Annotated in this window: 19 protein-coding genes; 11 read left to right on the top strand and 8 right to left on the bottom strand. The window is 66.0% G+C overall.

Going from position 1 to position 20,024, the window contains the following annotated elements; genetic code table 11:
- Nucleotides 1-118: 118 nt before the first annotated feature.
- Complete coding sequence (locus tag ACIP0B_RS18125; RefSeq protein WP_400834514.1) at nt 119-1,069, bottom strand: polysaccharide deacetylase family protein; 951 nt, start codon at nt 1,067-1,069, stop codon at nt 119-121.
- A gap of 369 nt (nt 1,070-1,438) precedes the next feature.
- Between ACIP0B_RS18125 and ACIP0B_RS18130 the strand changes: the two genes are divergently transcribed.
- The gene (locus tag ACIP0B_RS18130) at nt 1,439-3,094 is read left to right on the top strand and encodes an MFS transporter (RefSeq protein ID WP_400834517.1); all 1,656 of its coding nucleotides are present in this window, start codon (nt 1,439-1,441) and stop codon (nt 3,092-3,094) included.
- Nucleotides 3,091-4,230, top strand: a complete 1,140-nt coding sequence (locus ACIP0B_RS18135; RefSeq protein ID WP_400834520.1) for an HlyD family secretion protein — start codon at nt 3,091-3,093, stop codon at nt 4,228-4,230. Before ACIP0B_RS18130 ends, ACIP0B_RS18135 begins: the two co-directional genes overlap by 4 nt.
- A 126-nt stretch (nt 4,231-4,356) precedes the next feature.
- On the opposite strand, the gene copD is transcribed toward ACIP0B_RS18135, so the two are convergent.
- Genes copD through ACIP0B_RS18150 form a run of 3 tightly spaced genes read right to left on the bottom strand, consistent with a single transcriptional unit; the run spans nt 4,357 to nt 6,052 of the window.
- Nucleotides 4,357-5,205, bottom strand: coding sequence for a copper homeostasis membrane protein CopD (copD, locus tag ACIP0B_RS18140; protein WP_400834523.1), 849 nt, complete (start codon nt 5,203-5,205; stop codon nt 4,357-4,359).
- A gap of 3 nt (nt 5,206-5,208) precedes the next feature.
- Entirely contained in the window at nt 5,209-5,568 is a 360-nt protein-coding gene (copC, locus tag ACIP0B_RS18145) for a copper homeostasis periplasmic binding protein CopC (RefSeq protein WP_400834526.1), read from the bottom strand.
- Between the two features lie 49 nt (nt 5,569-5,617).
- Entirely contained in the window at nt 5,618-6,052 is a 435-nt protein-coding gene (locus tag ACIP0B_RS18150) for a GNAT family N-acetyltransferase (protein ID WP_400834529.1), read from the bottom strand.
- Between the two features lie 147 nt (nt 6,053-6,199).
- Here ACIP0B_RS18150 and ACIP0B_RS18155 point away from each other — a divergent pair, with 147 nt between their 5' ends.
- Nucleotides 6,200-6,820 carry a TetR/AcrR family transcriptional regulator gene (locus tag ACIP0B_RS18155; protein WP_085583427.1) on the top strand — a complete coding sequence of 207 codons (621 nt, stop codon included), beginning with the start codon at nt 6,200-6,202 and terminating at the stop codon, nt 6,818-6,820.
- Nucleotides 6,821-6,859: 39 nt separating this feature from the next.
- Here ACIP0B_RS18155 and preA read toward each other — a convergent pair whose 3' ends face one another.
- The 3 genes from preA to hydA form a co-directional block, all read right to left on the bottom strand.
- The gene (gene preA, locus ACIP0B_RS18160; RefSeq protein WP_400834533.1) at nt 6,860-8,134 is read right to left on the bottom strand and encodes an NAD-dependent dihydropyrimidine dehydrogenase subunit PreA; all 1,275 of its coding nucleotides are present in this window, start codon (nt 8,132-8,134) and stop codon (nt 6,860-6,862) included.
- The gene (locus ACIP0B_RS18165) at nt 8,135-9,502 is read right to left on the bottom strand and encodes an NAD(P)-dependent oxidoreductase (protein WP_400834536.1); all 1,368 of its coding nucleotides are present in this window, start codon (nt 9,500-9,502) and stop codon (nt 8,135-8,137) included.
- A 160-nt stretch (nt 9,503-9,662) separates the two neighbouring features.
- A complete protein-coding gene (gene hydA, locus ACIP0B_RS18170) occupies nt 9,663-11,102 on the bottom strand; it encodes a dihydropyrimidinase (RefSeq protein WP_400834539.1) in 1,440 nt (479 codons plus the stop codon).
- 623 nt (nt 11,103-11,725) lie between these two features.
- Here hydA and ACIP0B_RS18175 point away from each other — a divergent pair.
- The 5 genes from ACIP0B_RS18175 to sigJ all read left to right on the top strand — a co-directional run bounded on the left by ACIP0B_RS18175 (nt 11,726) and on the right by sigJ (nt 17,164).
- A complete protein-coding gene (locus tag ACIP0B_RS18175; RefSeq protein ID WP_400834542.1) occupies nt 11,726-13,210 on the top strand; it encodes an NCS1 family nucleobase:cation symporter-1 in 1,485 nt (494 codons plus the stop codon).
- Nucleotides 13,211-13,347: 137 nt separating this feature from the next.
- The gene (locus ACIP0B_RS18180) at nt 13,348-14,631 is read left to right on the top strand and encodes a Zn-dependent hydrolase (RefSeq protein ID WP_400834544.1); all 1,284 of its coding nucleotides are present in this window, start codon (nt 13,348-13,350) and stop codon (nt 14,629-14,631) included.
- A 219-nt stretch (nt 14,632-14,850) separates the two neighbouring features.
- Nucleotides 14,851-15,792, top strand: a complete 942-nt coding sequence (locus ACIP0B_RS18185; RefSeq protein ID WP_400834565.1) for a DHH family protein — start codon at nt 14,851-14,853, stop codon at nt 15,790-15,792.
- A gap of 40 nt (nt 15,793-15,832) precedes the next feature.
- Entirely contained in the window at nt 15,833-16,267 is a 435-nt protein-coding gene (locus tag ACIP0B_RS18190) for a carboxymuconolactone decarboxylase family protein (RefSeq protein ID WP_400834547.1), read from the top strand.
- 3 nt (nt 16,268-16,270) lie between these two features.
- Complete coding sequence (gene sigJ, locus ACIP0B_RS18195; protein WP_400834550.1) at nt 16,271-17,164, top strand: RNA polymerase sigma factor SigJ; 894 nt, start codon at nt 16,271-16,273, stop codon at nt 17,162-17,164.
- Nucleotides 17,165-17,238: 74 nt separating this feature from the next.
- On the opposite strand, the gene ACIP0B_RS18200 is transcribed toward sigJ, so the two are convergent.
- Entirely contained in the window at nt 17,239-17,448 is a 210-nt protein-coding gene (locus tag ACIP0B_RS18200; protein ID WP_400834553.1) for a hypothetical protein, read from the bottom strand.
- A gap of 166 nt (nt 17,449-17,614) precedes the next feature.
- Here ACIP0B_RS18200 and ACIP0B_RS18205 point away from each other — a divergent pair, with 166 nt between their 5' ends.
- The 3 genes from ACIP0B_RS18205 (at nt 17,615) to ACIP0B_RS18215 (ending at nt 19,904) form a co-directional block, all read left to right on the top strand.
- Nucleotides 17,615-19,111, top strand: a complete 1,497-nt coding sequence (locus ACIP0B_RS18205) for a helix-turn-helix transcriptional regulator (RefSeq protein ID WP_400834556.1) — start codon at nt 17,615-17,617, stop codon at nt 19,109-19,111.
- 163 nt (nt 19,112-19,274) lie between these two features.
- Nucleotides 19,275-19,529, top strand: coding sequence for a DUF1652 domain-containing protein (locus ACIP0B_RS18210; RefSeq protein WP_400834559.1), 255 nt, complete (start codon nt 19,275-19,277; stop codon nt 19,527-19,529).
- 204 nt (nt 19,530-19,733) lie between these two features.
- The gene (locus ACIP0B_RS18215) at nt 19,734-19,904 is read left to right on the top strand and encodes a hypothetical protein (protein ID WP_400834562.1); all 171 of its coding nucleotides are present in this window, start codon (nt 19,734-19,736) and stop codon (nt 19,902-19,904) included.
- Nucleotides 19,905-20,024 lie beyond the last annotated feature (120 nt).

A 20,024-nucleotide genomic window follows, 5' to 3' on the forward strand; every position in this document is an offset into this window, starting at 1 on the left:
CACAGGACTGCCTTTCCACAGGACTGCCTTTCCACAGGACTGCCTTTCCACAGGACTGCCTTTCCACAGGACTCACTTTCCACGTGGCCCCCTTCACAGGGGTTGATGGCCGCAGGCCTCAGCGGTTGTACGCCGCCTCGCTCTCGTCGATCAGCGGATCCTTCTCGGTCAGCACGATCTGCGCGATCCGGTCCTTGCGCATGAAGCTCACCTTCGGATGGGACTGGGCGTAGCGGATGAAGCGCTCCATGGCCTCGACCATCGCCGGCGTACCGCCGATGCGGTCGTGCAGGCTCACCGACATCATCCGCCGTTTGTTCGCGCCCTCGGCGTAGAGGCGATCGAACTCCAGCACCAGCTGCTGGTAGAACTGCTCGGCGGAGAAGTGCCGGCCCTCGACCAGCACGATGTCGTTGTTGCGCAGGGTGTACGGCACCACGGCGAACTTGCGGCCGCGCACCATGGTCACGAAGGGCTCGTCGCGGCTGACGTCGTCGATGTGGTAGGTGAAGTTCAGGTCCTGCAGCACCTTCAGCGTGTTGGGGCTGCGCCGCAGCCAGTTGGCGTTGTAGCCCACCGAACGCTGGCCGGTGATTTTCTCCACGGCGGCCACGCCGTCACCGATGAATTGCTTTTCCTGGGCGTAGTTCATGTTGTACGAATCGGCCCAGCGCATGCCGTGGGCCGCCACTTCATGGCCGCGCTCGGCGATGGCCTTGGCCAGTTCCGGGTGTTTGATCGCCGCTTCGCCGACCACGTGGGAGGTGACCTTGATGCCGGTGCGGTCCCACAGGTCGAGCATCCGCCACAGGCCTTCCTTGTAGCCGTAGTCGAACCAGGTCTGCGCCGGCAGGTCGGGGTAGCCCTTGGGCAGCGGGCTGCCGGAGAACGGGCTTTCGGCGCCTTCCGGCTGGCCGCCGGTCTCGAATTGCATCGACACCGAAATCACCAGCTGCGAGCCGTCCGGCCAGGGGCGTTCCTGGGCGAAGGCGAGGGCGGGCAGCAACAGGGCGGCGGCCAAAAGGCTTTTTAACGGACGCAGGGAGCGTCGACGGCTGGACGTGGTCATAGCGAACACCTTGCAGGTTGAGAAGTGCGGCAAGGTTGGCATCGGCGGGCGGCGGGAAAAATCCGTTGCGGGCGAGATGACCTTTAAACAATTTTTACGAATCGGGCGGGGCAGTGGTCTGCCTCAAGCCCTGCGGTGTCTGGTCCGACGCTATCGCCAGCAGGCTGGCTCCCACAGTTTTTTGCGGTGAGCACAAACTCCGCAAACACCGCCATTCCCTGTGGGAGCCAGCCTGCTGGCGATGACGTCAGTGACGGCGCCGCTGAACCAAGACAATTGCTTCCACCGCTTTAGCTGCACCACGCCGGATATGGGTTTGGCAGCGGATTTGCGTCACACTTGTTCAACTTTCCGGCACAAGGCCTTTCAATGGATCACTACGCCCCGCGCACCTGGCAGCCCCACGAGAAGCCCAGCCTGCCGGGTTCCCCCTCGACGCCGCTGCACTCCAACCCCAAGCGCCTGGCCTATGCGCTGGTGGGACTGCTGGTGGCGTTGACCGGCGGGCTGGGCAATTCGCTGGTGGTCGCCAACCTGCCTTACCTGCAAGGCGCGCTCGGCGCGACCACGGCGGAGATGGCCTGGCTGCCGGCGGCGTACGTGATGACCAACGTGTCGATGAACCTGCTGCTGGTGAAGTTCCGCCAGCAGTTCGGCCTGCGGGCGTTCACCGAGGTGTTCCTGGTGCTGTACGCGCTGGTGACCTTCGGCCACCTGTTCGTCAACGACCTGAGTTCCGCGATTGCGGTGCGCGCCGCCCACGGCATGGTCGGCGCGGCGCTCAGTTCCCTGGGCCTGTATTACATGGTGCAGGCGTTCCCGGCCAAGTGGCGGATGAAGGCGCTGGTGCTGGGGTTGGGCGCCTCGCAACTGGCCTTGCCGCTGGCGCGGCTGTTTTCCGAAGACCTCCTGCAGATCGCCGAATGGCGCGGCCTGTACCTGTTCGAAATGGGCATGGCGCTGCTGTCGCTGGGCTGCGTGCTGATGCTCAAGCTGCCGCCGGGCGACCGCTTCCGCACCTTCGAACCGCTGGACTTCCTCACCTTCGCCATCCTCGCCAGCGGCGTGGCGCTGCTCTGCGCGGTGCTGTCGCTGGGGCGGATCGACTGGTGGCTGGAGGCGCGCTGGATCGGCATCGCCCTGGCGGCAGCCATCGTGCTGATCCTGGCGGGCCTGGCCATCGAGCACAACCGCAGCAACCCGATGCTGATGACCCGCTGGCTCGGCAGCGGGGTGATGATCCGCCTGGCCCTGGCGGTGATCCTGATCCGCATGGTCACCTCGGAGCAGTCCACCGGCGCCGTGGGGTTCATGCAGAACCTGAACATGGGCAGCCAGCAGTTGCACAGCCTGTACGTGGTGATGCTGATCGGCAGCATCGCCGGGCTGCTCACCAGCGCGCTGACCATCAATCCTGCGCACTTGCTCCTGCCGTTGATCATCTCCCTGGCGCTGATGGCCACGGGCTCGGTGATGGACAGCTACTCGAACAACCTGACCCGCCCGCAGAACCTCTACTTCAGCCAGTTCCTGCTGGCGTTCGGCAGCACCTTTTTCCTCGGGCCGACCATGGTGCTCGGCACCCGCAACGTGCTGACCAACCCGCGCAACCTGGTGAGCTTCTCGGTGCTGTTCGGGATCTGCAACAACCTCGGCGGCCTGATCGGCGCGGCGTTGCTGGGCACGTTCCAGATCGCGCGCGAGAAGTTCCACTCCAGCCACATCGTCGACCAACTGGTGCTGGCCAATCCCCAGGTGGCCGCCCGGGTGCAGGGCGGCGGGTCGGCGGTGGGTTCGCTGATCGCCGACCCGGGCCTGCGCAACCTTCAGGGCATCCGCAGCCTGGCCAACGCCGCCACCCGCGAAGCCAACATCCTGGCCTACAACGATGTGTTCATGCTGATCGCCGTGATCGCGGTGCTGACCCTGATCTGGATTTCCGTCCGCGCGCTGTGGCTGGTCAGCACCACCCGCGCGGTCACTCCCAAGCCTTCCGTCCCCTCCAGCGGTGCCTCTTCTTCATGACCGAACCGACCGTCACCACCAACGCCATTGCCGCCACGCCCGAGGGTGTGGCGCCGCCGTCGTCGCCCAACACCGAACCGCGCTCCCTGCGGGTGCGGATCATCTCGTCGCTGGGGTTCGCCGCCATCGCCCTGGTCGGCGTGCTGATCGTGCTGTACGCCTGGCAGTTGCCGCCGTTCAGCAGCGCCGTCGAAACCACCGAGAACGCCCTGGTGCGCGGGCAGGTGACGATCATCGGCCCGCAGCTCAGCGGCTACGTGTACGAAGTGCCGGTGCAGGACTTCCAGTTCGTCAAGGAAGGCGACCTGCTGGTGCGCCTGGACGACCGCATCTACAAGCAGCGGCTGGACCAGTCGCTGGCGCAGCTGGCGGTGCAGAAGGCCGCGCTGGCCAACGTGGTGCAGCAGCGCAACAGCGCCGAGGCGACCATCAAGCTGCGCCAGGCGGCGCTGGCCGACAGCGAGGCCCAGGCGCGCAAGAGCGGGGCGGACCTGGCGCGCAACAAGGCGCTGGTGAGCGACGGTTCGGTGTCCCGGCGCGAGTTGGACGTGACCCTCGCCGCCAGTGCCCAGACCACCGCGTCGGTGGCCCAGGCCAAGGCCAACCTTGAGATCGCCCGGCAGGACCTGCAGACGGTGATCGTCAACCGCGGCTCCCTGGAAGCGGCGGTGGCCAGCGCCGAGGCGGCGGTGCAACTGGCGCAGATCGATTTGTCCAACACCCGCATCACCGCCCCCCGTGACGGCCAGTTGGGGCAGATCGGCGTGCGCCTCGGCGCCTACGTCAACTCCGGCGCGCAACTGATGGCGCTGGTGCCGAACCAGAAATGGGTGATCGCCAACCTCAAGGAAACCCAGATGGACAACGTGCGGGTCGGCCAGCCGGCGACCTTCACCGTCGATGCGCTGAACCACCGCAAGTTCACCGGCCGGGTGCAGCATGTGTCGCCGGGCACCGGCTCCGAGTTCGCCCTGCTGCAGGCCGACAACGCCACCGGCAACTTCGTGAAGATCGCCCAGCGGGTACCGGTGCGCATCACCATCGACCCCGACCAGCAGGAAAACGAACGGCTGCGGCCGGGGATGTCGGTGGTGGTGAGCATCGACACGGCGGCGGGGGATACTCAGCCGCACTGATTCCGAGCAAGTTCTGTGGGCCACATTACCCTGTGGGAGCGAGCCTGCTCGCGATTGCGATCTGTCAGCTGGATCAGTTCCGGCAGGCACACCGCTATCGCGAGCAGGCTCGCTCCCACAGAGGCTTCAGGCGGCGATCATCGGCGGCAGGGTGCCGAGCAGTGACACCGCCGCCACCGCGCCGATCCCCAGCAGCCATTCCAGCGTCACGCTGCGCCTGAGGGCATCGGTGCGCCGTTCGCAGTCGTTGATCCGCAGGCGGTTGAACAGCGCCAGCCCGAGCATGCCGAGCACCAGCAGCGCCTTGATCAGCAGGATCAGGGCGAAGCCCGTGAACAGCGGCGTCGGCCACCATTGGCCGGTCAGCGCCCGCACGTTGATCAGGCCGGTGACCAGCAACCCCGCCACCAGTCCGTAGCCGATGCCGCTGAAACGCCGCAGCACCGGCGCGATGGCCGTTTCCGGCCGGCGCAGGACGATCACCAGCACCCGCAGTCCACCGAGCCAGGCGCCGACGCAGGTCAGGTGAACGATTTGGTTGAGGATCAGCAGTTGCCCGTGCAGGCCGTCGAACATGGCGCCGTGGCCGACCGGCGCCAGCGTCGCCAGCAGCAGGGCGGCGAGGCCCAGGCGCAACGACCGGCGCGTGCGCCAGGGCGTGAACAGCAGCCCCAGCAGCATGGCGTTGAGCAACAGGTGCCAGCGCCAGACCTGGCCGAAGAACGTCTGGCCCGACACCAGCGCCAACGTCTGCGGATCGAACGCCGCCGCCAGCGAACCGGCCATGCTCGCGGTGACCAGCAACGCCCAGACGACGCCGCTGACCAGGGCCAGGCCCGCCAACCATCGACCGGAGCGAAGGCCTGCGTCTGCCGCATCAGCCTTGAGCAGCAGCGGCCGGAACAGCCAGGCCCCGAACAGCGTCAGCACCACGGTGAAATGCAGGAACCGGCACAGCACCAACGCTTCGGCCATGGACTATTGGCCGACCTTGAACCGATAGGCGCCTTCGCTCTTGTGCGTGTCGACCGACACCGCGTGCCATTCGACCTTGTACTCGCCGGCGGTCAGCGGCGCCTGTGGGGTGACGATCAAGGTCTTCTTGTCGCCTTCGGTGGTCAGCGGCTTGACCGCCACTGGCGCGCCGTCGCGGGTGACCGTGACCTTGGTGAACGCGGCCTCGACGCCTTCGGAAAACTCAAGGCGCAGTTCGGCCGGTGCGGCGACGGTGCTGTCGGCGGCCGGCACCTGGGATTTGAGGTGGGCGTGGGCGAACGCCTGGGAGACGGTCAGCGACGCCAGCAGGGCGCCGGCGGTCAGCAGGGTTTTCATCGACATGGGGCAGTTCCTTTTCAGTGAAGTCGCGGGGCTGAGTATAGAGTGCGCCTCAGTCGGCCTTCAGGCGCATGTGAACGACCGGAAACGGCCGGCCTTCGCCGTCGGTCTCCGAGCGGCCGATGTCTTCGAAACCGTAGTGCCGGTAGAAGCCGTGGGCCTGGGGATTCTGTTCGTTGACGTCGACCTTGAGCCGCGGGCGCCGGACATGGTCGAGCAGGCGCCGGCCGATGCCCTGGCCGCGCTGCGCCGGGTCGATGAACAGCATCTGCACGGTGTCCGCGTCGGTCGCGATGAAGCCGGCCGGGCTGCGGTCGGGGTTCTCGAACACCCACACGTCGAGGGCCGGCAGGTAGGTGTCGCGCACCAGCGGGAACAGCCGCCGGATGTCGTCTTCGGGCAGGAAGGCGTGGGTGGCGCGCACCGAGCGTTCCCACAGGGCGGCGAGGGCGGGATCGTCCGCAGCGATGCGCTGGCGAATGTTCACGGGCAGGATCCTTCAGCGGATGACGGGGAGAAGGGGGGCGATCCTAAACCAGATGAACCGGCCTGTGTGTGAAGAATCGTGCCTGGCTGTCGCCCGCTGCCCAGAGCGGATGCTAGTCTTCAACAACGTTGTCGACAGGGAGCCCTCATGGGCAATCACAAGATCGGAATCCGCCGCAGTAACGTCGAGAAGATCCTGTTGGCGGCGGAAAAGGTGTTCGCCGAAAAAGGCTTCGGCGGCACGGCCATGGCCGACATCGCCGCCGAAGTGCAACTGCCGCGCTCCAACCTGCATTACTACTTCAGCACCAAGGGCGAGCTGTACAGCGCGGTGCTGCTGGACCTGCTGGACGTGTGGAAGCAGGACGCGCTGTGCTTCGAGATGTTCGACGACCCGCGCGTGGTGCTCAGCAGCTACATCCGCGCCAAGATGAACCACTCGCGCAGCCGCCCCTACGGCTCCAAGGTGTGGGCCAACGAGATCATCCACGGTGCGCCGACCCTGGGCGAGGCGCTGGATGCCAGCCTGTACGATTGGGCGAAGATGAAGGAAGCGAAGATCCGCCAATGGGTGGAGGACAAGCGCATCCTCCCGGTGGAGCCGTCGAGCCTGCTGTACATGATCTGGGCCTCGACCCAGCACTACGCCGACTTCGACCATCAGGTGAACATTCTCAACGAGCACCAGCCGCTGTCGGACATGCAGTTCGAGCGGGCGGTGCAGACGGTGACCGGGGTGATCCTGCGGGGGATCGGGCTGGAGCCTTGAGCCTTGAGCCTTGAGGCGCCGGGTCAGGCGCCGCCGCCCTCAAGGGCTGACATGGTACGGATTGCGCGGATCATGGTTCCAGTCCAGGAACGGCTTGCCCGAGTCCACCGGCACCATCTCGATGCAGTCCTGCACCGGGCAGGTGATCTGGCACAGGTTGCAGCCCACGCATTCCTCATCGATCACTTCATAGGTGTGGGTGCCGTCCGCCTGGCGCAGGCTGGCGATGGCCTGGTGCGAGGTGTCCTCGCAGGCGATGTGGCAGCGCCCGCAACCGATGCACGCCTCCTGGTCGATCTTCGCGATCACCTGGTAGTTGATGTCCAGGTACTTCCAGTCGGTGGTGTTGCCCACCGCGCGCCCGGAGAAATCGGTGAGGCTGGCGTAGCTCTGACTGTCCATCCAGCGTGACAGCCCATCCTTCATCTCCTCGACGATCCGGAACCCATGCAGCATCGCCGCCGTGCACACCTGCACCGCGCCGCTGCCCAGGGCGATGAACTCCGCCGCATCGCGCCAACTGCCGATGCCGCCGATGCCGCAGATCGGCAGTCCTTGGGTCTGCGGGTCGCGGGCGATTTCCGCCACCATGTTCAGCGCGATCGGCTTGACCGCCGAGCCGCAGTAACCGCCGTGGGTGCTTTTGCTGCCGACGGTGGGGAGGGCGACCATGTGTTCCAGGTCGACGCTGGTGATGGAGTTGATGGTGTTGATCAGCGACACCGCATCGGCGCCGCCCCGGTGCGCGGCGCGGGCGGCGACGCGGATGTCGGTGATGTTGGGCGTCAGCTTGACGATCACCGGCAGCGAGCAGTAGGTCTTGCACCAGCGCGTCACCTGCTCGACGTACTCCGGCACCTGGCCGACCGCCGCGCCCATGCCGCGTTCCGGCATGCCGTGGGGGCAGCCGAAGTTCAGTTCGATGCCGTCGGCGCCGGTGGCCTCCACCAGCGGCAGGATGCGTTTCCACGACTCCTCCACGCACGGCACCATCAGCGAAACGATCAGCGCCCGGTCCGGCCAGTCCTTCTTCACCTGGGTGATTTCCCGCAGGTTGATCTCCAGCGAGCGGTCGGTGATCAGCTCGATGTTGTTGATGCCCAGCACCTCGCGGTTGGCGCCGTAGTGGGCCGAGTAGCGCGAGGACACGTTGACCGCCGCCGGGTCCTCGCCCAGGGTTTTCCAGACCACGCCACCCCAGCCGGCCTCGAAGGCGCGCACCACGTTGTAGGCCTTGTCGGTCGGCGGCGCGGAGGCGAGCCAGAACGGATTGGGGGCTTTGATGCCGGCGAAGACAATCGAGAGATCGGCCATTTACGCAGCCTCCACGTTGAGCGTCAGTTGGGCGTTGATGGCCTCGGCGGCCCGTTTGCCGTGCTGCACCGCCTGCACGGTCAGGTCCTGGTCGAGGCTGGTGCAGTCGCCGCCGGCGTAGACGCCGGGGATGCTGGTCTGCAGGTGCTCGTCCACCTGGATCCGCTCGCCCTGGCGCTTGAGTTCGCGGGCCAGCGGGTCGGCGAGGGCGGCGCCGTCGAACGCCTGGCCGATGGCCTTGAAGATCGCGTCGGCGGCCAGTTCGAAGGTTTCGCCGGTGGTCTGCAAACGGCCCTCCACCAGATGGGTGCGGGCGAAACGCATGCCGCGCACGTGGCCTTGCTCGTCCAGCAGCACTTCCTCCGGTTGGGCCCAGGTCAGCAGCCGCACCTGGTTGGCCTTGGCGATGTCCTGCTCGTGGCCGGTGGCGCCCATGTCCGCCGCGCCGCGCCGGTACACCAGGTTGACGTCGCGGGCGCCGAGGCGGGCCATCTGCACGGCCATGTCGATGGCGGTGTTGCCGGCGCCCAGCACGATGCAGCGTTCGGCCAGCGGCAGTCGGGTGAGGTCGTCGGCCTGGCGCAGTTCGCGGATGTAGTCGGTGGCGGCGAGCAGGCCGGGGGCGTCCTCGTGGGGCAGGCCGAGCTGCTTGCTGGCGTTGAGGCCGAGGCCGAGGAACACCGCGTCGAACTGCTGGTGCAGTTCGCTGAGGGTGAGGTTGTCGCCGAGCCGCTGGCCGTGGCGGATTTCGATGCCGCCGATCTGCAGCAGGAAGTCCAGTTCCTTCTGCGCGTAGTCGTCCACCAGCTTGTACTTGGCGATCCCGTATTCGTTGAGTCCGCCGGCCTTTTCCCGGGCCTCGAAAATCACCACGTCATGGCCGTGCATGGCGCTGCGGTGGGCGCAGGACAACCCGGCCGGACCGGCGCCGACCACGGCGATGCGCTTGCCGGTGCCGGCCGCCCGCCGGAACGGGTGTTCGGTGAAGTGCGCATTGTCCACGGCGTAGCGCTGCAGCAGGCCGATCAGCACCGGCGCGCACTCGTGGGCGTTGTTGCGCACGCAGGCTTGCTGGCAGAGGATTTCGGTCGGGCACACCCGCGCGCAGCTGCCGCCGAGGATGTTGGCCGACAGGATCTTCTGCGCGGCGCCGGGCACGTTGTCCTGGTGGATGTTGCGGATGAACGAGGGGATGTCGATTTCGCTCGGGCACGCGTTGACGCACGGTGCGTCGTAGCAGTACAGGCAGCGCGAGGCTTCCAGGTGCGCCTGGCGGTCGTTGAGCGGCGGCGCCAGGTCGGTGAAATGGCCGGCGAGGGCGGTCGCGCTTTCGTGCGGGTGCGGGAGGTGGTTCAGGGACTCGATCACGGTTGTGTGCCTCATGGTTATTTGAGGTTTTCTGCCTCTGTCGGGCAGTGGTTTGCGACCTGTGGCGAGGGAGCTTGCTCCCGCTGGCCTGCTCAGCAGGCCCAATGCCAGGGGCGGCTGCGCCACCCAGCGGGAGCAAGCTCCCTCGCCACAGGTAAGTTCAGCGTTTCACGGCAGTGGGTTTGTGCTGCTCGGCCCGCTTGCTCAGCAGGTCGAACACCGCCGGGTACGCCGGCCGCTCGATGTAGCGCCCGGCCCCGCGCTCGGCGCGCAGGTCGCCGTCGGCCCAGACCACCCGGCCCTGGCTGATGGTGTGGCTGGGCACGCCGCGCACGGTCTTGCCTTCGAAGATGTTGAAGTCCACCTGCTGATGGTGGGTCTTGGCGGAGATGGTGCGGGTGCCTTCGGGGTCCCACAGCACCAGGTCGGCATCGGCGCCGACCCGGACCGCGCCCTTGCGCGGGTAGAGGTTGAAGATCTTGGCGGTGTGGGTGGAGGTGAGGGCGACGAAGGCCTGCATCGACAGGCGCCCGGTGTTCACCCCTTCGTCCCACAGCACCGCCATGCGGTCTTCGATGCCGGCGGTGCCGTTGGGGATCTTGCTGAAGTCGTCGCGCCCGGCGGCTTTCTGCTCGGCGCAGAAGCAGCAGTGGTCGGTGGCGGTGGTGTGCAGGTTGCCCGATTGCAGGCCGTGCCACAGCGCCTCCTGATGCCCGCGCGGGCGGAAGGGCGGGCTCATCACGTAGCCGGCGGCGGTCTGCCAGTCCGGGTGGCGGTAGACGCTGTCGTCCAGCAGCAGGTGCCCGGCCAGCACTTCGCCGTAGACCGGCTGGCCCTTGCCGCGGGCGTAGGTGATTTCGTCCAGCGCTTCCTGGGTCGAGACGTGCACCAGGTACAGCGGCGTGCCGAGGGTTTCGGCGATGCGGATGGCCCGGCTCGCGGCTTCGCCCTCGACCTGGGAGGGGCGCGACAGCGGATGCGCCTCGGGGCCGGTGATGCCCTGGGCCAGCAGCTTGCGCTGCAGGTGATAGACCAGTTCACCGTTCTCCGCGTGCACGGTAGGCACGGCGCCGAGTTCCAGGCAGCGTTCGAAGCTCGCCACCAGGGTGTCGTCGGCGGCCATGATCGCGTTCTTGTAGGCCATGAAATGCTTGAAGCTGTTGACCCCGTGGTGGTGCACCAGCTCGGCCATTTCCTCGCGCACCTGCTCGCTCCACCAGGTGATCGCGACGTGGAAGCCGTAGTCGGACGCGGACTTTTCCGCCCAGCCGCGCCACTGGTGGAACGCTTCGAGCAGCGACTGCTGCGGGTTGGGAATCACGAAGTCGATGATCGACGTGGTGCCGCCGGCCAGCCCCGCCGCCGTACCGCTGTAGAAGTCCTCGCTGGCCACGGTGCCCATGAAGGGCAGTTGCATGTGGGTGTGCGGATCGATGCCGCCGGGCATCAGGTATTGCCCGCTGCCGTCGAGCACTTCGGCGCCGGCCGGCACATCGAGGTGTTCACCGATGGCCTTGATCACGCCATCGGCGCAATACACATCGGCGCGGTAACTTTCATCATGGGTGACAACGGTGGCGCCACGGATCAACAGAGACATTCCGGATTCCTCGCAGGCATGACCGGCTTGTGCCGGTTCTAGATGTTTTGTCGTTGGCCAGCGCTGATCGGTCTAATCTTGTCAGGGCTGTCAAGAATAGACGCTAGTCGCAGATATGAGATTGGGCAAGATTATTTTTCATAAGCTTATAAGTTTATTAACTTATTGATTTATAAAAATAAAAATCAAAAATCACCAAAATGGTGAGGCGCTTCACCATTTTGACGCACTTGACAGGATGCAAATATGGTCAAGATTTCCTATGTGAAATCAGCCGCTTGAAACCGGGCGGAAAGCGATGCGCCATAACGAAAACAAATGTGATGCACCAAGTTGAGTCCTGACAGTTCGGACAACTTGCCCGGCATTCGGCCTGAGTGCCCGGACAACTTTCCAGGGACTTGCGAAACATAAAATTAAACTGATGGATATCAGTGGCTTGACCCGTTGCAAAGGCACTGCCCAACCGTCATGCGCAGAACCCGGCACGCAATTTGATGCCGCCGCTGACGCCTTGGCCGGTGCGTGAACGTTGTCGATTCCTCCGGCCATCGTCCGGCCCGCACCTTCGTGCGCAGCCGCCTGATGAGCAAAAAAATAATCAGAAGAACAGTGGAGCGGCCATGCAACAGAACAGATCGCAAGTGACCGAGCGCGACGGCTTGTTCGAACTCGAAGCCGGCAGCGACGTCCTCGACAGTCCCCGTTACAACCACGACATGGCACCTACCCGGGTGCACGAACGCACCTGGAACAAATGGCACATCACCGCGCTGTGGATCGGCATGTCGATCTGCGTGCCGACCTACACCCTGGGCGGCGTGCTCACCGCCTATTTCGGGCTGACGGTCGGCGAGGCGCTGCTGGCGATCCTCTTGGCCAACGTCATCGTGCTCATTCCCCTGACCCTCAACGCCTTCGCCGGCACCCAGTACGGCATTCCGTTCCCGGTGCTGCTGCGGTCGTCGTTCGGGATCCTCGGCTCCAACGTGCCGTGCCTGATCCGGGCGCTGGTGGCGTGCGGCTGGTTCGGCATCCAGACGATGTTCGGCGGGCTGGCGATCCACCTGTTTCTCGGCTCGGTCTTCGAGGGCTGGAAGTCCCTCGGCGGCACGGGAGAGGTGATCGGCTTCATGGTGTTCTGGGCGCTCAACCTGTGGGTGGTGATCCGCGGCGCCGAATCGATCAAGTGGCTGGAGACCTTGTCTGCGCCGCTGCTGGTGGCGGTGGGGCTGGGGCTGTTGGTGTGGGCGATGCCCAACGTGTCGATGACGGAATTGCTGGCCATTCCGCCGAAGCGCCCCGAGGGCGCGAGCGTGGTCGGTTACTTCGCGGCGGGCCTGACGGCGATGGTCGGCTTCTGGGCCACGCTGTCGCTGAACATCCCCGATTTCAGCCGCTACGCCAAAAGCCAGAAGGACCAGATCCTGGGGCAGATCTTCGGCCTGCCGCTGACCATGTTCCTGTTCGCCGCGCTGGGCGTGGTGATGACCGCCGCCTCGGTGAAACTGGTAGGGGTGACCGTGTCCGACCCGGTCAGCCTGATCGGCCATATCCAGAGCCCGGCATGGGTGGCGGTGGCCATGGCGCTGATCATCATCGCCACGCTGTCGACCAACACCGCCGCCAACATCGTCTCGCCCACCAACGATTTCCAGAACCTCGCGCCGCGGGTCATCGACCGTACCAAGGCGGTGCTGCTGACCGGCCTGGTGGGACTGCTGCTGATGGGCCATGAACTGCTCAAGAAGCTTGGCCTGATCGTGTCCGACGTCAGCCTGGAGACCGTGTACTCGAACTGGCTGCTGGGCTACTCCAGCCTGCTCGGGCCCATCGCCGGGATCATGGTGGTGGACTACTTCCTGATCAAGAAACAGCGGCTGGACCTGGCCGGCCTGTACCGCGACGACGTGTACCCGGCCTGGAACGTGGCGGGGTTCATCGCCTTCGGCGTGCCGGTGGCGCTGACCCTGCTGTCGCTGGGCAGCGATGCCTTCAACTGGTTCTACAGCTATGGCTGGTTCACCGGCTCGGCGTTGGGCGGGTTGATCTATTACGGGCTGTGCGTGTTGCGCACGCAGCCGGCGGCCGTGAAATCGGCGGTGTAGCGGCCGGCCCCTTCGCGGGCAAGCCCGCTCCCACAGGGTTCGGGTCGACACACATTCCCTGTGGGAGCCAGCCTGCTGGCGATAAGGCCCGACAGACACCACAGAAACATCCATAAGAACTGCCTGAGGAGACCCCCATGAACGCAGCCGTCGACGTCCTGCAATCGACCCTTCAGCACATCAACCGCGACCGCCTGTGGCAGTCGCTCATGGAACTGGCCAAGCTCGGCGCCACGGTCAAGGGCGGCGTCTGCCGCCTGGCCCTGACCGACCTCGATCGCCAGGCCCGCGACCTGTTCGTGCAGTGGTGCCAGGACGCCGGCTGCAGCGTCAGCGTCGACGAAGTCGGCAACATCTTCGCCCGGCGTCCGGGCCGCAACCCGGATCTGCCGCCGGTGATGACCGGCAGCCACATCGACACCCAGCCCACCGGCGGCAAGTTCGACGGCTGCTTCGGCGTGCTGGCCGGCGTCGAGGTGCTGCGCACCCTCAACGACCTCGGCGTGGAGACCGAAGCGCCGCTGGAAGTGGTGGTGTGGACCAACGAAGAAGGCTCGCGCTTCGCCCCGTGCATGATGGGCTCCGGGGTGTTCGCGGAAAAATTCACCCTGGCCGAAACCCTGGCCAAGGTCGACGCCGACGGCATCACGGTCGGCGAGGCGCTCAACGCCATCGGCTATGCCGGGCCGCGCAAGGTCAGCGGCCACAAGGTCGGCGCCTATTTCGAGGCGCACATCGAGCAGGGGCCGATCCTTGAGGACGAGCGCAAGACCATCGGCGTGGTGCTCGGCGCGCTGGGGCAGAAGTGGTTCGACCTCAAGCTGCGTGGCGTCGAGGCCCACGCCGGGCCGACCCCGATGCACCTGCGCAAGGACGCCCTGGTCGGCGCCTCGGTGATCGTCGGCGCGGTCAACCGCGCCGCCCTCGGCCACCAGCCCCACGCCTGCGGCACGGTCGGCTGCCTGCAGGCCTATCCCGGTTCGCGCAACGTGATCCCCGGCGAGGTGCGCATGACCCTGGACTTCCGGCACCTGGAGCCGGCCCGTCTGGACTCGATGATCGCCGAGGTGAAGCAGGTCATCGAAAGCACTTGCCAGGCGCACGGCCTGACCTATGAGCTGACCCCGACCGCCGACTTCCCGCCGCTGTACTTCGAAAAGGGCTGCGTCGAGGCGGTGCGCGGCGCGGCCAAAGGGCTGGGCCTGTCGCACATGGACATCGTCAGCGGCGCCGGCCACGACGCGATCTTCCTCGCCGAACTGGGGCCGGCCGGCATGATCTTCGTGCCGTGCGAGGGCGGCATCAGCCACAACGAAATCGAGAACGCCGCGCCGGACGACCTGGCGGCGGGCTGCGCGGTGCTGCTGCGGGCGATGCTGGCGGCTTCGGCGGCGGTGGCCGGGAGGCAGCAGGCGGCCTGAGTCCGACGCCGCAGGCAGCGGGGCCCGGTCGGCCCCGCTCCGCTGTCACACTTGCGTCATGAACCTGTGCGAATTTGCCCTGCCTGAAAGCTGTTCAAGGACGCCAATGCGCTGTTTCAAAACGGAAAATGAATGCTCAGGAAGCGTGATGTCGATGTTCTTTCAGTTTATGGATCCGCCGGCGGCCTACGCGAACCCTCGGCAGGCGGCACTCGCCTGATGCGGGTGGTCACGTCAGGTTCGGCGTATCTGGACATCGATGCCTATGCCTGCTGCATCGCCTACGCCGAGCTCTTGAACGGCCTGGGCGTGGCTGCCCGGGCCGTGAGCAGCGCACCGCCCAATGCGAGCGTTTGCGCCACGGTGCTTGGCTGGGAGGCTGGCCTGGACGATTACCGGCCGCAAGCGGACGATGCGTTCGTGCTGGTGGATGTCTCCGACCCCCAGCACGTTGACCCGTTGGTGGCGTTGGAGCGGGTGGTGGAGGTCGTCGACCATCATCCGGGCCACGAAACCTATTGGGCCGGCAGGTTAGGGCCTGCGGCCGACATCCATCCCGTCGGCGCAGCGGCGACCCAGGTCTTCGAACGCTGGGAGGCGAGCGGGCTGCTGTCCCGGATCCGTCCCTCCAGTGCGGCGTTGCTGGCCACGGCCATCCTCGACAATACCCTGAACCTCACCGGCCAAATGACGACGGCGCAAGACGTTCGCGCGTATGACGTGCTCGCCCGCCAGGCCGGTCTGCCGGCGGATTGGCCCGAGCGGTATTTCCTGGAGTGCCAGGCGGCGATCGAAAGGGAGCTTTGCGCATCGTTGGCAAAGGACCTGAAACGGATGGAGCCCGACAGCGGACTGCCGGCGCTGTTCGCGCAAATGACCGTGTGGGATGCCGGGGCTCTGGTTGCCCGGCATCGCGCAGAGATCAGCGGCTGGCTGACGGGGCAGGGCGAGGACTGGTTGCTGAACGTCATCGGCATCCGCGACGGCGAGAGCCGCTTTCTTGCGGATCCGCCGATCAGCCAGGACAAGCTCAGCCGCCTGGTTGCGCTCGACTGGCACGCCGGGGAATCCGCTCTGCAACCGTCGATCCTGCGCAAAGAGCTGCTGCGGCTGGGGCTCTCAGCGAAATGTCGAGTCTCGTGTCACAAGCCGCCAGGCTGAATCGTCATCCCGTTGAATCCCTCAAGCACGGAGCAACGCGATGTCGTCCAACACTCAAGCGGTCAACCTGCAACACGCCATGCCCCAGGTCTTCGACAGCCTGGCCCAGGTGCATGTCAGCCTCGGCGCGCACGACCTTGCGCCGTCGCTGGTGCACCTGGTTCACCTGCGTGCCTCGCAGATCAACCAGTGCGGCTTCTGCGTGAAGATGCACAGCCGCGAAGCGCGGGAGGCCCAGGAAAGCAACGAGCGCCTGGACCGCCTGATCGTCTGGCGCCACGTCAGCGATTTCAGCGCCGCCGAGCGCGCGGCGCTGGCGTGGACCGAGGCGCTGACCGTCCTCGCCCCGCACACTGATTACGCCCCTTTGCGCAGCGCCCTGCGCGAGCATTTCAACGACGGGCAGATCGCTGCCTTGACGGGGGAGATCGGCATGATCAACCTGTGGAACCGTTTGCAGGTGTCGAGGCACTGACCGATGAATCCCGCTGAGGACAGCGTCGCCGTCTTTCAGGAACGACGGCCGTTTCTGCTCGGCCTGGCCTACCGCATCCTCGGCTCCCGCGCGGAGGCCGAGGATGCGGTCCAGGACCTGTTCATCAAATGGCTGGAGGCCGACCGGGCCTCCATCGCCGCCCCGGCGGCCTGGCTGACCACCGCCTGCACCCGCCACTGCATCGATGCGCTGCGTTCGGCGCAGCGCTCGCGGGTCGACTACGTCGGCACTTGGCTGCCGGAGCCGATCCACACCACCCACCACGCGTCCCCCGAGCACATGCATGAGTTGGCCTCGTCGCTGTCCACGGCGTTTCTGCTGATGCTTGAGCGGTTGAGCCCGAAGGAGCGTGCGGCCTACCTGCTCTACGACATCTTCGACTTCGACTACGCGCAGGTCGCCGCGACCCTGGGCATCCAGGAGCCGGCCTGCCGCAAACTGGTGTCCCGCGCCAAGGCGCGGATCGGCGACGGGCAGGGCCGCTACCGGCCGGAGCCCGAACGCCAGTCGCAACTGCTCGATGCCTTTCAGGCCGCCATCGCCGGCGGCTCGACCGTCTCGCTCAGCGCGCTGTTGAGCGAAGACGTCGAACTGTGCGCCGACAGCGGCGGCAAGGCGTCGGCGATTCGCCAGACCCTGTTCGGCAGACGGGATGTGCTGGATTTCGTCGGGCAGTCGCTGCATGCCTACTGGCAGGCGCAGGAATGGCTGCCGGTGGAGATCAACGGGGCGAAGGGTGTGCTGATCAAGGCGCAGGGCGAAGTCACGGCGGCCGTGACGTTCGGCTTCGACGGGGGTGGGCGGGTGAACCGGATCTACATCGTGCGCAACCCCGACAAACTGGCGGGGCTCGGGAAAGGTTCCAGCGTCATCTGACCTGTAGGAGCGAGCCTGCCCGCGAGGGTGAACCGAGTGACGGATCGCCATCGCGGGCAGGCTCGCTCCTACCGTCATTCGACCTTGTCGGTCTGGCCCGTCGAATGCTTGCGCCGGTCCTTGCCGTTGGGGTTCCCGGTGTCCAGCAGCCGTCGTTCGATCATCACGGTCTGCAGCGCCAGGCGTTCGGCCGGCGCCATCTGGTGCTCGCGTTTCTTGAGCTCCAGCAGGATCGGGGTGGACCAGGTGCGGTAGACCTGTTCGGCGGTGTTGTCGCTCGTCATCTGTCTCTCCTTGATCAGGTGCTTGCGGGTCGCTGAGTCGTTAACGTTAGTCGAGAATTCCTTGCGGGGCTAACGACCGGACGGGCGGGAGCGGGGCATACCTCGCCCGCACGTTCCGGGACGGGCGCGGTCACAACCTTCACACCCCCGAACCTGTGGAGGGCCGATGAGCCGAGATGTCCTGAGCACCGACACCAACCGCCGCCAGTTGCAGCAGATCATTGCGGGCCTGTCTGACGGCGTGATCCTGCTGGAGCCCGACCGGCGCATCCGCTGGGCCAACGAAGCGGCGCTGGCCATGCATGGCGTCGACTGCTTCGAGGCGCTGGGCAAGGATGCCGAAGACTATGCCCGGCGGTTCAGCCTGCGTTACCGCAACAACCATCCCTTGGCCCTTGAACAGTATCCGCTCAGCCGGGCGGCGGCGGGCGAGACGTTCAGCGATGTGCTGGTGGAGGTGAGCCCCGCCGGCGACGATGAGCGCACCTGGGTGCACAGCGTGCGCAGCCTGGTGCTGACCGACCGTGACGGCGAGCCCGAATCGCTGGTGCTGATCATGAGCGACGTCACCGACTGGGCCAACGCCGAGCAGCGCTTCGAAAAGACCTTCAACGCCAACCCGGCGCCGGCGGTGATCTGCCGCCTCGGGGATTTGCGCTACATCAAGGTCAATCCGGGCTTCCTGGAAATGACCGGCTACCGCCGTGATCAGGTGATCGGCGCATCCACCTACGAACTGGACGTTCTCGGACAGGCCGAACGCAAGGACCTGGCGATCCAGCGCCTGCGCGAGGTGGCGACCATCCCGCAGATGCAGGCCGAGCTGCGCCTGCCCGACGGCGGCAGCAAGCAGGTGATCGTGGCCGGCCAGCCGCTGCTGCTCAACGATGAGGACTGCATGCTGTTTTCCTTCGTCGACATGGAGCTGCGGCACAAGGCCGAGGTGGCGCTGCGCGAGAGCGAAGAGCGGTTCGCCAAGGCTTTCCGGCTGACGCCGGTGCCGATCCTGGTGTGCAGCGCCGATGAGCAGCGGGTGATCGATGTCAATCAGGCGTTCCTCGATACGCTGGCCTATGGCGACGAAGAGGTGGTCGGCAAGACCGTCGCGCAACTGGACTTCATCGCCGACCCGGCGAGCCGAGCGCGGCTGATGACGGCGCTGGACAAGACCGGCCGGGTCGACCGGGTGGAGGTGCAGGTGCGCAAGAAGGACGCCGACCTGCTGGAGTGCGTGGTGTCCGCCGACACCGTCAACATCCAGGACAGGCCTTGCTACCTGTTGGTGCTGATGGACATCACCGAGCGCAAGCGCACCGAGCTGGAGCTGGTGGCGGCGATCGAGGAGGTGATGAAGGACGCTTCGTGGTTCAGCCGCACGCTGATCGAGAAACTGGCCAATGTGAAGAAGATCAACGCACCGCAGTTGCCGGGCGTTGCGTTCACCGACCTCACGGCCCGGGAGCGCGATGTGCTGGGGCTGATCTGCGAAGGCCTGGCGGACAAGGAGATCGCCGCGCGGCTGAAGCTGGCGCCGAACACGGTGCGCAACCATGTGGCGACGGTTTATTCCAAGCTCGACGTGCACAGCCGCAGCGAGGCGATCGTCTGGGCCCGGGAGCGGGGGCTGTTTGCCGGCGGATGGGGCAATCGGGGCCAGCGGTAGGTGCAAATGCACTAGCGGGGGCGGTGCAAATTCGGGTTTTTGCTGGCCGGGGCGGTTCTTAAGCTGACGGGGCGCCAAACGTGTGCGCCCCTGAGAACCGCTGAAGGATCCGCCCCATGAGCCATTCGCCTTTCATTGCCGCCAGCCTTGCGCGGGGTCCGCGATGATCACGCTGGCTCAGTTGTGCGCGCAGCTTGAGCGCAGTTTTTCGCCGTTGGCCTGCGACTGTTTCGTGGACGGCGAGCATTCGCTGACGGTGAAGCTTTATCACCCGGCGTCCGGACAGGTGGATCTGGTCATCAGCGGTTTGAGCGTCAATGCGTTGCGCTCGCCCGAAGCCGTGGCGGCGCTGGTCGAGGAGTTGCGCTACGAGTTGCAGTGCAACTCCTTGAACCCCTCTGATCCGGGATTGGCATGACGCGGAATCGACAGCCTGCCGGGCAGGGAAGGGCCATTTCACTGGCGCTTGCGGGTGGCTGGGCTATAAAGAATGAGTGGTCGGTTTCCCGTGACCGGGTGGATGAGCGCGCGGTGGCGGGAGTTGATTCATCCATTCATCGCGGGCCAACCTATGAACAGACTTGGAAAACGCGTGCTTGAACCCTTGCCGTGGATTTTCGCCATGGCCCTTCTCGGCGGCTGCTCCAGCCCTCCGCCCCCTCCACCGGCCGTGCCGCCGCCAGAGCCGGTGCGCACCTGCCAGACCCTGGAAAACACCGACGTGTCCGGCGACATGTACGCCGACGGCCAAGTGACCCGGCACACCACCACGACCCGCTGCGTCACCCAGTGACATTGCGGTGTGCAGGGATCCTGCGAACACCCGGGATACCTGTGGGAGCCAGCCTGCTGGCGATGGCGGTGGATCAGCCACCAGAGATGTCGGCGGTGCCGGCCTCATCGCCAGCAGGCT

The sequence above is a fragment of the Pseudomonas sp. NPDC089534 genome, from assembly GCF_044749305.1.
In the GTDB taxonomy this organism is placed as follows: Bacteria; Pseudomonadota; Gammaproteobacteria; order Pseudomonadales; family Pseudomonadaceae; genus Aquipseudomonas; species Aquipseudomonas ekonensis.